12 protein-coding genes and 2 pseudogenes are annotated in these 15,229 nt (G+C 76.0%); 8 read left to right on the forward strand and 6 right to left on the reverse strand.

Features of this window, described 5'->3' with window-relative positions; genetic code table 11:
- Positions 1-22 precede the first annotated feature (22 nt).
- The gene (locus ABZ836_RS19750; RefSeq protein ID WP_361143865.1) at positions 23-1,897 is read left to right on the forward strand and encodes an HSP90 family protein; all 1,875 of its coding nucleotides are present in this window, start codon (positions 23-25) and stop codon (positions 1,895-1,897) included.
- Complete coding sequence (locus tag ABZ836_RS19755; protein WP_361143868.1) at positions 1,894-4,791, forward strand: tetratricopeptide repeat protein; 2,898 nt, start codon at positions 1,894-1,896, stop codon at positions 4,789-4,791. Before ABZ836_RS19750 ends, ABZ836_RS19755 begins: the two co-directional genes overlap by 4 nt.
- A 71-nt stretch (positions 4,792-4,862) precedes the next feature.
- On the opposite strand, the gene ABZ836_RS19760 is transcribed toward ABZ836_RS19755, so the two are convergent.
- Positions 4,863-6,566 carry a DAK2 domain-containing protein gene (locus tag ABZ836_RS19760; RefSeq protein WP_361143871.1) on the reverse strand — a complete coding sequence of 568 codons (1,704 nt, stop codon included), beginning with the start codon at positions 6,564-6,566 and terminating at the stop codon, positions 4,863-4,865.
- A 276-nt stretch (positions 6,567-6,842) separates the two neighbouring features.
- Here ABZ836_RS19760 and rpmB point away from each other — a divergent pair, with 276 nt between their 5' ends.
- Positions 6,843-7,028, forward strand: a complete 186-nt coding sequence (gene rpmB, locus ABZ836_RS19765) for a 50S ribosomal protein L28 (protein WP_151775442.1) — start codon at positions 6,843-6,845, stop codon at positions 7,026-7,028.
- Between the two features lie 210 nt (positions 7,029-7,238).
- On the opposite strand, the gene thiD is transcribed toward rpmB, so the two are convergent.
- Entirely contained in the window at positions 7,239-8,063 is an 825-nt protein-coding gene (gene thiD, locus ABZ836_RS19770) for a bifunctional hydroxymethylpyrimidine kinase/phosphomethylpyrimidine kinase (RefSeq protein ID WP_356137783.1), read from the reverse strand.
- A gap of 2 nt (positions 8,064-8,065) precedes the next feature.
- Positions 8,066-9,031 (reverse strand): thiamine-phosphate kinase, encoded by a 966-nt coding sequence (locus ABZ836_RS19775; protein ID WP_356137781.1) that lies wholly within the window; start codon positions 9,029-9,031, stop codon positions 8,066-8,068.
- A 238-nt stretch (positions 9,032-9,269) separates the two neighbouring features.
- Between ABZ836_RS19775 and ABZ836_RS19780 the strand changes: the two genes are divergently transcribed.
- Together ABZ836_RS19780 and ABZ836_RS19785 are read left to right on the forward strand one after the other, a co-directional pair.
- Positions 9,270-9,503, forward strand: coding sequence for an Lrp/AsnC ligand binding domain-containing protein (locus tag ABZ836_RS19780; protein WP_356137779.1), 234 nt, complete (start codon positions 9,270-9,272; stop codon positions 9,501-9,503).
- 20 nt (positions 9,504-9,523) lie between these two features.
- Complete coding sequence (locus tag ABZ836_RS19785; RefSeq protein ID WP_361143876.1) at positions 9,524-10,039, forward strand: DUF3515 domain-containing protein; 516 nt, start codon at positions 9,524-9,526, stop codon at positions 10,037-10,039.
- A 98-nt stretch (positions 10,040-10,137) separates the two neighbouring features.
- On the opposite strand, the gene ABZ836_RS19790 is transcribed toward ABZ836_RS19785, so the two are convergent.
- From ABZ836_RS19790 to ABZ836_RS19800, 3 genes are all read right to left on the reverse strand, one after another.
- A complete protein-coding gene (locus ABZ836_RS19790; protein WP_356137775.1) occupies positions 10,138-10,455 on the reverse strand; it encodes a hypothetical protein in 318 nt (105 codons plus the stop codon).
- Between the two features lie 225 nt (positions 10,456-10,680).
- Positions 10,681-11,529, reverse strand: a complete 849-nt coding sequence (locus tag ABZ836_RS19795; RefSeq protein WP_361143879.1) for a DUF4397 domain-containing protein — start codon at positions 11,527-11,529, stop codon at positions 10,681-10,683.
- Between the two features lie 131 nt (positions 11,530-11,660).
- A complete protein-coding gene (locus tag ABZ836_RS19800; protein WP_361143882.1) occupies positions 11,661-12,287 on the reverse strand; it encodes a sigma-70 family RNA polymerase sigma factor in 627 nt (208 codons plus the stop codon).
- 153 nt (positions 12,288-12,440) lie between these two features.
- On the opposite strand from ABZ836_RS19800, the pseudogene ABZ836_RS19805 reads away from it, so the two are divergent.
- From ABZ836_RS19805 to ABZ836_RS19815, 3 genes and pseudogenes are all read left to right on the forward strand, one after another.
- Positions 12,441-12,686 (forward strand): annotated as a pseudogene (locus ABZ836_RS19805) (MerR family transcriptional regulator); the annotation flags it as partial.
- Between the two features lie 405 nt (positions 12,687-13,091).
- Positions 13,092-13,760 (forward strand): annotated as a pseudogene (locus ABZ836_RS19810) (B12-binding domain-containing protein); the annotation flags it as partial.
- 129 nt (positions 13,761-13,889) lie between these two features.
- Entirely contained in the window at positions 13,890-15,137 is a 1,248-nt protein-coding gene (locus tag ABZ836_RS19815; protein WP_361143885.1) for an NAD(P)/FAD-dependent oxidoreductase, read from the forward strand.
- The last annotated feature ends 92 nt before the right edge of the window (positions 15,138-15,229 follow it).

Here is a 15,229-nt window from a genome sequence, read left to right on the forward strand (position 1 = left end):
CTCCCCCACCGGCGCCGTGACGATGAACTCTCAGACCTCGAAGCCGGACCAGCCCGCTCCCTCCGCCCCGCACTCCTTCCAGGTCGACCTGCGCGGTCTGGTGGACCTGCTCTCCCACCACCTGTACTCCAGCCCCAAGGTCTATCTGCGGGAGCTGCTGCAGAACGCCGTGGACGCCGTCACCGCGCGCCGCGCGGAGGACCCGGACGCGCCCGCCCGGGTGCGGCTGTACACCGGGGCCGGGACGCTGCGGGTGGAGGACACCGGCGTCGGCCTCACCGAGGAGGACGTCCACAGCCTGCTGGCCACCATCGGCCGCAGTTCCAAGCGCGGCGACGCCGCCTCGCTGGAGTCGGCCCGCTCCGGGTTCCTGGGGCAGTTCGGCATCGGTCTGCTGGCCTGCTTCCTGGTGGCCGAGGAGATCCGCGTGGTCAGCCGCAGCGCCCGTACGCCGGGGGCGCCGCCGGTGGAGTGGCGCGCGAGGGACGACGGCTCGTACACCGTGCGGACGCTGCCCGAGGAGGACCGGCCCGAGCCGGGCACCACCGTCCATCTGCGGGCGCGGGCGGGGGCCGCGCAGTGGCTGGAGGAGGAGCGGGTGCTGAAGCTGGCCCGTGACGTCGGTTCGCTGCTGCCGTACGACGTGCGGGTGGGCGACGAGGCGGTGACCGACCTGCCGGCGCCCTGGGACCGGTCGTACCAGAGCCCGGCGACCCGCCGGGTGGCGCTGGCCCGGCACTGCCGGGAGCTGTTCGGCTTCACGCCCCTGGACGCGGTCGACCTGGACGTGCCGGTGGCCGGCGTGCGCGGCGTGGCGTACGTGCTGCCGGCCGCGGTCAGCCCGGCGCAGCGGGCCGGTCACCGGGTGCACCTCAAGGGCATGCTGCTGACCGACCGGGCGGACGAGCTGCTGCCGGACTGGGCGTTCTTCGTCCGCTGCGTGCTGGACACGGACACCCTGCGGCCGACCGCGTCCCGCGAGTCGCTGTACGAGGACGAGACGCTGGCGGCGGTGCGGGAGGCGCTCGGCGAGCGGATCCGGTCCTGGCTGACCGGGCTGGCGGCGGGCGACCCGGAGCGGCTGCGGGCGTTCCTGGCCGTGCACCACCTGGGCGTCAAGGCGCTGGCGCGGCACGACGCCGAGATGCTGCGGGTGATGCTGCCCTGGCTGCCGTTCGAGACCACGGACGGGCAGCTCTCCCTGGAGGAGTTCGCCCAGCGGCACCGGATCGTGCACTACACGCGCACGGTGGAGGAGTACCGGCAGGTCTCGGCGATCGCCTCGGCGCAGGGCGTCGGCGTCGTCAACGGCGGCTACACCTACGACACGGAGCTGGTGGAGGCGCTGCCGTCGGTGCGGCCGGGCACGGTCGTCGCCGAGCTGGACGCGGACGTGGTGACCGCCCACCTGGACGCCGTGGACCCGTCGGTGGAGCTGGCGCTGCAGCCGTTCCTGGCGGCCGCCCGGTCCCGGCTGGACCCCCTGGGCTGCGACGTGGCGCTGCGGGCCTTCCATCCGATGACGGTGCCGGCGCTGCACCTGGACGACCGTTCCGCGCGCCACGAGCAGGCGCGTGCCGAGGCGCAGGAGCAGGCCGACGACCTGTGGTCGGGGATCCTCGGCTCGCTGCGGGGCGGCGCGCCGCGCGCCCGCCTGGTGCTCAACCATCTCAACCCGCTGATCCGGCGCATCGGCTCGCTGACCGATCCGGAGCTGATCGGCACGGCGACGGAGTCCCTGTACGGGCAGGCGCTGCTGATGGCGCAGCGCCCGCTGCGGCCAGCGGACACCGCGCTGCTCAACCGTGCGTTCCTCGGCCTGCTGGAGTGGGCCACGCACGGCGACGCCACGCACGGCGACGCCACGCCCGGCGACAACGAGGAGGACGTCCGTTGACTTCCGTCACCAGCCTGGACGAGCTGCGCCGCGCGATCGCGGAGAACGGCGAGCGGCCGGAGGGCCCGGCGCGCAACGCGCGGTCCGAGCAACTGCTGGCCGACGCCGAGGCGCTGGGCGTACCGCTGGCCGTGATCGAGGCGCTGGGCCACCAGTTGACCGTCTACAACTACAGCTCGGAGAAGGACAAGGCGTTCGTGCCCTTCGCCCGGCTGCTGCGCATGTGGGACGAGCGGCCGGAGGACTTCGACGCCTACGAGACGCACTCGCTGTTCTGGCGCTTCAAGTGGATGTCGACGGGGATGCTGGGTCAGCCGCACATCCCGCTGGACGCGATGGAGAACTGGCTGGCGGAGATGGAGCGCCGCTACCGGCTGGCGGGCCACTCCGAGCGGGCGGTGCGCTCCTGCGAGTTCCACGTCGCCAGCCATGTCGGCGACCTGGAGCGCGCCGAGCGCGCCTACCAGGCCTGGCTGGCCGCCGACCGCGACCGGATGGCCGACTGCTACGCCTGCGAACTGCAGGGCCAGGGCTGGTGGCAGGTGGTGAACGGCCGGGACGAGGAGGCGCTGGAGCTGTGGGCCCCGGTGCTGGAGGGCCGCTTCACCTGCGCCCACGAGCCGCACAACGTGCTGGCGGCCTCGCTGCTGCCGCTGCTGCGGCTGGGCCGCCTCGACGAGGCGAAGGCCCACCACCTGCGGGGCTTCCGGCTGGTGCGGGCGACGGAGAGCATGCGGTCCTCGTACGCCGAGCACGTGGAGTTCTGCGCGCTCACCGGGAACGAGGCGCGGGCGCTGGAGCTGCTGGCCGAGCGGCCGTCGTACTTCACCGACGACGGGCACCCGTCGAGCAAGAAGGACTACCTGGCGGTGACGGCCCTGCTCATGGACCGGCTGGTGGCGCTGGGCCTGGGTGACAGGCAGGTGCCGGGGCCGGCCGGCCGGGAGTGGACGGCCGCGGAGCTGGCCGGGCACGCGCGGACCGAGGCGCTGTCGCTGGCGGAGGCCTTCGACCGGCGCAACGGCACGACGTACGTGAGCGACCGGGTGCGCCGGAGGATGGCGCGCGAGCCGCTGGTGGAGCGTCTGCCGCTGGGCCTGCGGGTCGCGGTGGGCGCCGTGGCGCCCCGGCCCGTCGCACAGGCCGCGGCGCCGTCCGGCGGTCCCGCGGACCTGGCCGGACTGCTGGCCGAGGCGCGGCGGCGGTCGGAGGCGCTGCTGCCGAGCTCGGTGGAGGCGTGGGAGGCCGTGGAGCGGGCCGCGCAGGCGGATCCCGAGGGCGCGGAGCTGACCGTCCGGGACCGCGCGGAGATCGCCGAGCACCGGGCGCTGGGGCTTGGCCCGGACGGCGTGGAGCTGTTCGCCACCGCGGCCGGGCTGTACGCGGAGGCCGGTGACCTGGGCGAGGCGCTGGCGGCGCGGGCGCGGGGGGTGTACGCGCGGACGCTCACCGGCAAGCTGGACGGGGCGCTGGAGGACGTGACCGAGCCGTACCGGCAGTGCCTGTCGCTGTTCGCGGCCGGGGACACCGGGGTGCGGCAGACCGCGTCGGTGCTGATGGCCAGGGCGCGGGTGCTGCTGCGGCTCGCCCAGGGCGCGGACGGCCAGGAGAAGGACCCGGCGGCGGAGGCCGCGACGGTGGAACTCACCCGGGAGGCGGCCCGCGAGGTGCTGGCCTTCGTCGCGGAGCACGCTCCGGGCACCGAGGACCCGCACCTGCTCTCGCGGACCGCCGAGGCGCACGCCATGCTGGGCGACCTGTCCCCGGAGCCGGAGCGGGCGGTGCCCGAACTGACGCTGGCGGTACGGCAGTTCCTCGACGCCGGGCTGCCCTGGTACACGGTGGAGTACGAGTCGCGGCTGGCCGCGATCGCGCACCACCTCGGTGACCCGGAGGCCGCGGCGGGGCACCTGCGGTCCGCGCTGGAGCACGGCGGGCAGGCGCTGCCCGCGACGGGGCACGCCCACCTCCACCTCCAGCTCTGCGAGGTGCTCGCGGAGGCGGACGCCGTTGCCGAGGCGGCCGACCACGCGCTGGAGGCGGCGCACTGGGCCGACGAGGCCGGGCAGTCGGCGACGCTGGGCGCGTACGCGCGGCACCGGCTCGGCGGGCTGCTGCACCGGCAGGGCCGCTGGGCGGAGGCGGCGGAGGTGCTGGAGTCCACCCTCCCGGACCTGACGCCGGAGTCGCACGGGGACGGCACGGTGGTGCAGACGCTGTGGTGGCTGGGCGACTGCCTGGCCTCCCTCGGCGAGCACCGGGACGCGGCGGAGCGGCGGCTGCGGGCGGCGGAGCTGGCGGCGCGGTGGCCCGAGCAGCGGGACCACGCGACGCTGGCGCACCTGGCCGCCGAGTCGCTGTCCCGCGCCGAGCTGCCGGCCGAGGCGGACGCCGCTTACGCGCGGGCCGGGGAGCTGTGGCGTGGGCTGGGCGACCTGCCGGGCCAGGTGCGGGCGGTGCGGGCCCGGGCGTGGCTGGCGGCGGACGACGACGTGCGCGCCGCGCGGGAGCTGATGGAGCAGGCGCTGGCCGCGTGCCGGGAGGCGCTGGCCGTCGCGGAGGACGACGGCGAACGACTGCCGGCCGCGGCCGAACTGGCGGGCACCCACCACCAGTTCGGTGGCATGATCGCCGACCACGAGGGACCGTCCGAGGAGGCCCACGGGCACCTCACGGAGGCGGTGTCCGGGTTCGCGTCCCTCGGCGGAGCCGCCCGCGTGGCGCACGCGGACGCCCTCCTCACCCTGGGGCGCCTGGAGGAGGCCCTCGGCCGCTCCGCCGACGCCGCCGCCCGCGCCCGCGAGGTCCTCACCGCCTGCGACGCGGACCCGGAGGGCCCTCTCGCCTCCCGCCGCGCCGACGCGGAGACGCTGCTCCGCGAGACGGAGGCCTGACCCGCAGCGCGGGTGTGGCCCGCGATGCGCCGGCCTGACCCGAGCCGCGGCGCTCCTCCGCCCCGTCGGCGCTACTCCACCCCGACGAGGAGCGGGGCTCCCTGGGCGCCGCCGCGGTGGATGATCGTGTCCACGGCGAGATGGTGGTCGTGGACGTGGGACTCGAGGGCGGTGGCCAGGTCCTCGGGGGCGGTGTCGTCGAGGACCAGGGTGACCAGTTCGCCGCCCGCGGAGAGCATGCGGTCGAGGACGTCGAGGGCGACCGCGGTGACGTCGGAGCCGATGAGCGCGACGTCGCCCTCGACCATGCCGAGCACGTCCCCCGGCTGGCAGATGCCGGCCATGGTCCAGGCCTGCCGGTCCGCGACGGTCACCTCGGCGAAGCGGGTCGCGCCCGCCGCCGAGGTCATGGAGACGACGTCCTCGTCGAAGCTCCGCTCCGGCTGGTGGACGGCGAGGGCGGCGATGCCCTGGACGGCCGCGCGCGTGGGGATCAGCGCGACGCGTATCCCCTCCGCCCGCGCCCGTTCCGCGGCGGCGGAGGCCACCGGCCGCAGCTCGTCGTCATTGGGGAGGAGGACGACCTCCCGGGCCCCTGCCGCGCGGACCGCCTTCAGCAGTTCCTCGGCGGTCGGGGTGCTCCCCGGCGGCGCGAGCAGCGTCGACGCCCCCGCCTCCGCGCAGAGCGCCGCCAGGCCCTCGCCGGGCAGCACGGCCACCACGGCCCGCCGCGCGTCCTGGAGGGAGTCCTCGGCCCCGGGCCGCCCGACGCCCTGGTCGGCGGCGAAGTGGGTGATCCGGATGCGGTGCGGCCGCCCCTCCTCGATCCCCGCCTCGACCGCCGCGCCCGCGTCGTCCACGTGGACGTGCACGTTCCACAGCCCGTCGCCGCCGACGATCACGAGGGAGTCGCCGAGGGCGTCCAGTCGCGCCCGCAGCCGGTCCACGCCCGCGTCGTCGGTCCGGTCGAGCAGGTAGATCACCTCGTAGGCGGGTCCGCCGCCGTCGGGTCCGGCCGCGCAGGTCTCCGCCGCGCCGGCCACCACGCCCTCCGCGGGGAGCGCCGCGGTCAGGGCCGCCGGCCGTTCCCCGGTGAGGACCTCCACCAGCGCGCCCAGCACGGCGACCAGTCCGCGCCCGCCCGCGTCGACCACCCCGGCCCGGCCCAGCGTCTCCAGCTGGCCCGGGGTCCGCGCGAGCGCCTCGCAGGCGCCGTCGTAGGCGGCCCGCGCCACGGCCCCGCAGTCGCCGTTCCCGCCGGCCGGGGCCGCGGAGGCGGCCGAGGCCGCCGACGCGGCGGTGGCCGCCGCGGCCGCCGCCGAGGCGACGGTCAGGACGGTGCCCTCGACGGGTCGCGCCACCGCCTCCCAGGCGGAGTCCGCGGCCCGCCGCAGCGCCGCGGAGAGCCCGGCGGCGTCGGCGTGGGGGGCCTTCTCGTCCAGGCCCTCGGCCATCCCGCGCAGCAGTTGGGCGCAGATCGTGCCGGAGTTGCCCCGCGCGCCGACCAGCGCGCCGTGGGCCATCGCCCGCATCACCTCGGGCAGCCGGGGGGCGGCCCCGCCGGCGAAGACGTCCTCGACGCCGGCCGCGGCCGCCTCGAGGGTCAGGTAGAGATTGGTCCCGGTGTCGCCGTCCGGCACGGGGTACACGTTGATCGCGTCGATCTCCTCGCGCGCCCTGCCCAGCGCGTCGAGCGCGAGGGCGCACCAGGCGCGCACCGCCGATGCGTCGAAGACCGCGGATGCGTCGAAGAACGTCTCCCGCACCTTCGGCACCTGCGCCTCCTGTTTCTGTCGGACCGGTCGGCCGGCCGGACCGGTACGCAGCGTAGTCCCCGGCCGGGTCCGGCGGGGGCCCGCCCTGTGAGGGCTCCGGGCGGGTCGATGCCCGTACCGTGGTAGTTTCGTTGTACGGACGCAGTCGTTGTATGCTGCTCCGGTTGCCCGATCCGTTCGGGCCATTCCCCTGGCAAGGCCACTCAGATCCCTTCGATCCGACCCCTGGCATGCCGGGGTCCACCGTAAGTGCATCTGAAGTCTTTGGAGTGACCCGTGGCTGCCAACTGCGACGTCTGCGGCAAGGGCCCGAGCTTCGGCAACAACATCTCGCACTCGCACCGCCGTACGCCCCGTCGCTGGAACCCCAACATCCAGCGCGTTCGTACCGTGGTGGGCGGGACGCCGAAGCGCGTGAACGCTTGCACCTCGTGCATCAAGGCCGGCAAGGTCTCGCGCTGACGTCCACCACCCGCTCCCCCGGGACTCCCCGGGGCGCGGGGACATCACGCGCGGCCACTGCCGGTTCGCTGCATTGAGCCGGTCCACGACTCCGTGGACCGGCTTTCTGCTGTTCCCGCCCGGGTGCTCCCGCGCGGGCGTTTCCCCGTGGGCGTTTGCGCGCGGGCGTTTCCGCGCGCCTCCGGGTGTACCCGCCCGGACGTGCGCGGACTAGCGGCTGCCCGTGCGGGTCCCGCGCGTGCGCCAGCCGTGGTCGACGGGGCCGATGCCCGCTCCCAGCCGGAACCCGGCGGCTATCGCGCCCGTGACGTACTCCTTGGCCCGCGTCACCGCCTCCGGCACCGGCAGTCCGAGCGCCAGGTGCGAGGCGATCGCCGAGGCCAGCGTGCAGCCCGTGCCGTGGGTGTGCCGGTTGTCCAGGCGCGGCGCCCGCAGCCAGTGCTCCTCGGCGCCGTCGGTCAGCAGGTCCACGGCGTCGCCGGACAGGTGGCCGCCCTTGACCAGCGCCCAGCGCGGTCCGAGGTCCAGCAGCGCCTCGGCGGCCCGCCGCATCCCCGCCTCGTCCTCCACCCGCACCCCGGTGAGCTGGGCCACCTCGTCCAGGTTGGGGGTGACGACGGTGGCTGCGGGCAGCAGCCGGGTGCGGACCGCGTCCAGCGCGGAGTCGGCCAGCAGCGGGTCGCCGTGCTTGGAGACGCCGACCGGGTCGATCACCGCCGGAGCGTCCGTTCCGGCGATCAACTCGGAGACCAGCTCGACCAGTTCGGCCGAGGAGAGCATCCCGGTCTTCACCGCGTGCACGCCGATGTCGTCGGCCACCGCCCGGTACTGGGCCCGTACCGCCTCGGCGGGCAGGTCCCAGACGCCGTGCACGCCGCGTGAGTTCTGCGCGGTGACGGCGGTGAGCACGCTCATCCCGTGCACGCCCAGTGCCAGCATCGTCTTGAGGTCCGCCTGGATGCCCGCGCCGCCGCCGGAGTCGGATCCGGCGACGGTCAGCACCAGCGGCGGCGCCTCGGCCACGGTCGTCGTCACGGTCACCCCTCCACGTCCGCGAAGTGGTCCCAGCCGCCCTTGCGGGTCCAGGGCGCCCCGTCCACGGTGACCTGCGGCAGCGCCGACGGGTTCAGGACCTCGCCGATCACCTTCCACCGCGCGGGCAGTTTCACGTCGGGCGGGAAGGTCGCCACGATGGCGTGGTCCTCGCCCCCGGTGAGCACCCACTGCAGCGGGTCGACGCCGACCGCGGAGCCGATGTCGTTCATCTGCGTGGGGACGTCGAGGGCGCCGGAGCGGATGTCGATGCGCACCTTGCTGGCCTCCGCGATGTGCCCGAGGTCGGCGATGAGGCCGTCGCTGACGTCGCACATGGCGGTCGCGCCGAGCGAGGCGGCGGCGGGACCAGCGTGGTACGGCGGCTCGGGGCGGCGGTGGGCCTCCACGAACGCGCGGGGCGAGCGGAAGCCGCGGGAGAGCACCGCGAACCCGGCGGCCGACCAGCCGAGCCAGCCGGTGACGGCGACCAGGTCGCCCGGCTGCGCGCCGGCGCGGGTGACCGGTTCGTGGTTGCGCAGGTCGCCGAGGGCGGTGATGGAGACGGTGATGGCGTCGCCGCGGACCACGTCCCCGCCGACCACGGCGGCGCCCGCCACCTGGCACTCGTCGCGCAGGCCGTCCATCAGCTCGGTCGGCCAGGTCACCGGGAGCTCCGCGGGCAGCACCAGGCCAAGGAGCAGCGCCGTCGGCACCGCGCCCATCGCGGCGATGTCGGCGAGGTTCTGCGCGGCGGCCTTGCGGCCCACGTCGTAGGCGGTCGACCAGTCCCGGCGGAAGTGGCGTCCCTCGATCAGGATGTCCGTGCTCGCCACCACCCGCCGGTCGGGGGCGGCGACGACGGCGGCGTCGTCGCCCGGGCCGAGCCGGACCGCCGGGGTGGTGGTGAGCCGGGAGGTGAGCTCCCTGATGAGCCCGAACTCCCCCAGTTCCCCCACGGTTCCCTTCACCGAGTCTCACCGTTCCTCTCAGCGGTCGATGTTCCGGGTATCAGTGTCATGCGTCCACCTGTGTACCTGTCCGCGGGGGCGGCTGCGCCCGGAGTCGCGGTCGTGCGTCAACCCGCGCCGAGGGGTGCACTCCGGCGCGCGGGCCCTTGATCGGCGAGGTCTCCCCCCGGCGTGGGGCGACGCGATACCGTGGCGGTCCTTCTCTGCACACGATCCTCGAAGCCGCCCTGGAGGTTCCGTGGTACAGGCGTACATCCTCATCCAGACAGAGGTGGGCAAGGCCTCCTCCGTCGCCGACACCGTCAGCAAGTTCTCCGGTGTCGTCCAGGCCGAGGACGTGACCGGACCCTACGACGTGATCGTGCGGGCCCAGGCCGATTCGGTCGACGAGCTCGGCCGCATGGTCGTCGCCAAGATTCAGGGGGTGGAGGGCATCACGCGGACGCTGACCTGCCCGGTCGTGCATCTGTAGCCCCCGTCTACCCTGGGCCGGTGAACTCCTTCCGTCACCGGCCTCGTCCCCGTGCCCTCCGCGTCCGCTCCTTCGCGTGCGCGGGCGTGGCCGGACTGCTGTTCCTGGCTCCCGCCTGCTCCTCGGCAGACGACCGGGCCGAGGCTGCGGTTCCCTCGCCGGACGAGGAAGTGGCCGGGCTCTGCCGCGACCTCGACGAGGCCCTGCCGGGGAAGGTCGACGGCAGGGACCGCACCGACCCCGAACCGGCGTCCGACCTCACGGCGGGCTGGGGAAGCCCGGCGATCATACTCCGCTGCGGGATCCCACGGCCTGCCGTGATGAGCGATCCCGACCAGGTGACGGCGGAGATCGACGGCATGGCGTGGGTGGTGGAGGAACTCGACGGCGGGGCCTACCGGTTCACCACGGGGCTGCGCCGCGCGTACGTCGAGGTCACGCTCCCCGCGGAGGTCGCCGAGGAGACCGGGTCCTTCGCCCTGGTCGATCTGGTGCCGGCGATCGAGCGGACGATCCCGGAGGAGCTCGCGGACTGACGGGGCGCGCGGCGGCAGCGGCACGGCACGCCGCGGCAGCGGCTCGGCGCGCGCGGTCCCGCGGCAGCGGCTCGGCGCGCGGTCCCGCGGCAGCGGTTTCAGCGCGCGGTTCTGCGGCGGCGGCCCCGCATCCACCGGCGTACGGCGGCGACCGCGCCGCGCAGGCCGCGGGGCGGTCGCCGGTACGGCGGCGCGGCGAGGTCCCGGGCGACCGCCCGCCACACCCGCTCGGGGGGCTCCGCCGGAAGGTCCCGTTCCTCCACGGCCCGCGCGGCGGCGACGACCCGGGTGATGCCGCGCAGTTCCTCGCGGCAGCGCGCGCACCCGGTGAGGTGGGGCAGCGCCGCGTCGTCGGGCGGGACGCCGCCGTCCCTGAGGGCGAGCTCCATGAGGTGTGCCGGGTCGACGTGCGCCACCGTGCGTCATCCTTGCTGCGCTCGGGCGCCCTTGCCGGGCCGCCGCTTAGGTCCCTCCCCCGCCGGAGCGGCTTCCGCGACGGCGGCCGGGCTCGCCGCGCGACCGCCGCGGGCGGGGCGTGCGACCCCCGGCCGGTCACGGGGAACGACCGCCGCCGCGGCGACGGTCGTCCGGGAAGGGAGGGGAAAGGAAGGAGGGGGAACGGGTGGGGGTGTCCGGTCAGGTCATCCCCGCCGGTCCCCGTACCGGCGTGCCAGGTGGACGCCCGTGAGGGTGACCAGTCCGGTGACGGCCGCCCAGGCCAGCCAGGCGTCCGACGAGTTGGGCGCGGCGGCCGCGGCCGTGGTGCCGCCCATGCCGCCGGTCGGCGAGGACTGCGTGCCGCTGATGGTCTGGGTCGCCAGGGCGAGGTTCTTGTCGTTCGCGCTGCCCCAGGCGTAGACGATGTTGTTGCTGCCTTCCTTGAGGTCGAGGTCGGCCGGGCTGATCGCCACGGTGTCGGTGCCGGCGAGGGTCACGTCGGCGTTGACGGTTCCGGCGTCCACGACGGTGGAGTCCTGGTTCGGGTTGGTCAGCCCGGTGAAGACGGGCTGTCCGCCGGCCCGCACGTCCACCGCCGGGGCGGCGGCCACGTGGCGGACGGTCAGGCGGGCCTTGCCGGACTCGGTCGTCGAGGTGTCGTTCACGAAGGTCGTCAGCTGCGGCTTGCCGTCGGCGGACAGGTGGGCCGCGATGGTGGCGTTGGCGCCCTCGGGCACCTCGACCTTCTTCTCGAGGGCCGGACTGCCGTCGGGTCCCTGGCCGGCCTTGAAGAGTTGTATGTCGTAGGTGCCGGCGTCCAGGGCCTGCGGCTGGGTCACCGTGCCGGGCTTGAAGTCGCCGAGCAGGCGCTCGCCGTTGGCGTAGACGTCGACGGTCAGTCCCGGCACACCGTGGAAGACGGACACCATGCCCGTCTGTTCGCTGTCCGCCGCGGTGGCGGCCACCGCCGGTCCCGCGACGGTCAGGGCGAGGGCGCAGGCTCCGGCCGAGGCGCCGAGGAGGAGGGGGGTCCTGGAGATCCGGGAGGTCATGGGAGTGATCCCTTCGTCGAGGTCCGCGCCGGTTGCGCGGTCTCACCTGTACTTCGCGCGTACCCCTCCGGACGGATGCACATGGCGGACATTTCTTACAAATCGCCCACATCGTCTGCTGCGCAGCGCGCCTACGCCCCGCCCTGGGGGGCGCCTCCCCGTTCGACGGCGGCGCGCAGCCGGAGCAGCCCGCGGCGGGTGTGGCTCTTGACCGTGCCGAGGGGCAGGCCGGTGCGCTCGGCGATCTGGGCCTGGGTCAGGTCCTCGTAGAAGGCCATGCACAGCACCTCGCGCTGGGCGCGCGGCAGCCGGGACAGGGCGTCGACGAGGAGCAGCCGGTCGAGGACCTCCTCCGGAGCGCCCTCGGGGCGGGCCTCCCCTCCGCCGTCGGCGCGGGCGGCGGTGTCCACCAGCGCCAGGCGCCGGGTGCGTGCCGCGAGGGCGTCGACGATCTTCCGGCGGGTGATGCCGACCAGCCAGCCGCCCAGGGTTCCCCGCTCCGGGCGGTAGCCGTCCCGCCCCCGCCAGGCGCCGATGAAGACCTGCTGCGTCACGTCCTCGGCCTCGTGGCTGTCACCGAGCGAGCGGGTGGCCAGGGTGTGGACCAGGGGGCCCCACCGCCGGTAGACGGCCGCGAAGGCGTTCTCGTCGGCGGCGCGCAGGCCGCGGGCGAGTTCGTCCTCGTCCGGCGTCGGCGGCGCGATCCGGGCCGGCGTCGGAGGGGGGCGGACTCCGGCGTGCGCGGTGTACGTGGTCATGACCTGGTCCTCCTGCCGTTTCCGCCGTCGCCGGCGGCTCGTGCTGTTCAGTCTTGTGAGTGAAAACGACGCACTCAACATGCGTCGTTTGTGCGTCGTATGCTGGGGTGAGCCGGGAGGAAGCTGCCGGGGGCGCGACAGGAGGCGGACGACATGGACGAGGAGCCCGGCGGGACACCGGGACCGCCGGACGAGGGCGGTCTGACCACCGGCGAGGTGGCGCGGCGGCTGGGTGTGGCGCCGACCACGGTCCGGTCCTGGGACCGCCGTTACGGGCTCGGTCCGGCCGCGCGCACCGGCGGGCGGCACCGACGCTGGACCGCCCAGGACCTGGCCCGTCTGGAGCGGATGTGCGCGCTGACGGCGACCGGGGTGCCGCCGGCGGAGGCCGCGCGGGTGGTCCTCGCGGAGGCGGCGTCCGGCGCCGTGCCGCACGCGGGCACGGGCCGGCCGCGTTCCCTGCCCGGGGGGCGCGGCGCGCGGGAGCCGCGCCGCGCGGACGGGCCGCGCGACACGGACGGGCCTCGCGACACGGGCGGGCCTCGCGGACCGAGTGGGCCTCGGGGCACGGACGGGCCGCGTGACAGGGGTGGGCCGCGTGACACGGGTGGGCCTCGCCGCGCGGACGGGCCGCGTTCCTCGGGTGAGCCGGGCTCCCCGGGCGGACCGCGCGACCTGGCCGGACCGGCCGACCCGGGCGGACCGCGCGACCTGGCCGGGCCGGCCGACCCGGGCGAGCCCGGCGCCCCGGGCGGGCCGCGTTCCTCGGGCGGGCCGCGGCCTCCGTCCGGGCCCGGTCGCGGGCGGAGCCGGGCCGGGTCGGGCATGCGGCTGGGTGACGCGCGCCAGGAGTGCAAGGGCATCGCCCGGGCCGCCCTCCGCCTGGACGCCGTCGCGCTCGACGACCTGCTGGACCGGACCATGCGCGCCTACGGGCCGGTCGCCGCCTGGACGGAGGTGATCATGCCGACGCTGCAGGCGGTGGGGCGGAAGTGGGAGACCTCCGGCGAGCGGTACGTCGAGGTGGAGCACTTCCTGTCCTGGCACGTCTCCGGTGCCCTGCGGCGTCACGCGCCGCCCGTGGCCGCCGACCGCCCGGGGGCCACCACGGTGCTGGCCTGCGTCCCCGGGGAGACCCACACGCTGCCGCTGGAGGCGCTGGCCGCGGCACTGGCCGAGCGGGACCTGCCGGTGCGCATGTTCGGCGGCGCGCTGCCCGTGGAGTCGCTGGTGACCGCCGTGCGCCGGACGGGACCGGCGGTGGTGGGGCTGTGGGCGCAGTCCCGCACCACGGCGAGCCGGCCGCTGGCCCAGCACGTCGCGGCCATCGAGTGGGGGGTGCGCGGGGCCCGCAGGCGACCGGTGGTGCTGACGCTGGGTCCCGGCTGGGCCGGGCAGACGGCGGCCGGGCTCCCCCATCCGCCGGGCCTGGCGGAGGCCGTCGCCGTGGTGGAGGCGGCCGTCCGCAGGTGACGTGCCGCGTCGGCCGGGTACCCGGCGCGCGCCGTCCGGTCCGCCGGCGGCCCCGCCGGGGCGCAGGCCCCCGGGGGGCGAACGGTGCCGCCCGAGGGGTGGCACCGAAGGAACACCGGAGGAACAGTCATGGCCGGTCGTCCCCCGAGCGCCCCGGACACCGTCGTCGTCGGGGCGGGTCTCGCCGGTCTGGCCTGCGCGCTGGACCTGTGCCGCGCGGGCCGGCGCGTGACGCTGCTCGAGGCGTCGGACGGGGTGGGCGGCCGGATGCGCACGGACCGCCGGGACGGGTTCCTGCTGGACCGGGGCTTCCAGGTGTTCAACACCTCGTATCCGCAGGTCAAACGGCGGCTGGATCTGCGGTCCCTGCGGCTGCGGCCGTTCACGCCGGGCCTGGTCGCGCACACCCCGGACGGCCCGGTCCGACTGACCGACCCGACCCGGCGGCCCGGGGAGGCCGGGGCCCTGCTGCCCGGGCGGGTGCTGCCGGCCCGCGACCTGGCCGCCCTCGGCGTACTCACCGCGCGGGACGCCCTGCTCCCCGCCCGTCTCCTGACCCGCGGCGCCGACCGCTCCACGGCCGACGCCCTCTCCCGTGCCGGGGTGTCCGCCGGGACGGTCGACCGGATCCTGCGGCCCTTCCTCTCCGGGGTGTTCCTGGAGGACCGGCTGGAGACCTCCGCCCGCTTCTTCCACCTGGTGTGGCGGAGCATGGTCCGCGGCACGCTCTGCCTGCCCGCCGACGGCATCGGCGCCGTCCCCGCCCAGTTGGCCGGCCGGCTGCCCGAGGGCACGCTGCGGCTGGGGACGCCGGTGGAGGCGGTCACCGACGACGGCGTGGTGCTCGCCGACGGCGGCGAGGTGGCCGCGCCCCACGTGGTGCTGGCCACGGACGCGGCCACCGCGGCGCGGCTGCTGCCCGGCCTGGCCGTGCCGCCCAGCCGCACGGTCACCACCTACTACCACGCGGCGCCGCGCCCGCCGCTGGCCGAGCCGACGCTGCTGGTGGACTCCTCGGGCGCGGTGCTCAACACCTGCGTGCCGAGCGAGGTCGCGCCGGGCTACGCGCCACCGGGGTCCGCCCTGGTCTCCACCTCCGTGCTGGGCGGCGACCGGCCCGGGGCGGACGCGGCGGTGCTGCGGCGCCTGGGCGAGCTGTACGGCGCGGACACCCGCGACTGGCGGCAGGTCGCCGTGTACACGGTGAAGGGGGCCCTGCCCGTGATGGAGGCCTCCTGGCCCCTCAGCCGCACCACGCGTCTCGGCGCGGGCCGCTACGTCTGCGGCGACCACCGGGCGACCGGCAGCGTCCAGGGCGCGCTCGCCTCGGGCACGCGGGCGGCCCGCGAGCTGCTCGCCGATCCGTCACCCGGCTGACGGCGGCCCGGACCGCGCGCCGCATCCACCGGCGGCCGGTACCCGGAAGAGAACATGCCTGAGCGAAGGCCGACGACCCGTTCTCCGACCTC

It is taken from the genome of Streptomyces sp. NPDC047130 (assembly GCF_040643475.1).
Classification (GTDB): domain Bacteria; phylum Actinomycetota; class Actinomycetes; order Streptomycetales; family Streptomycetaceae; genus Streptomyces.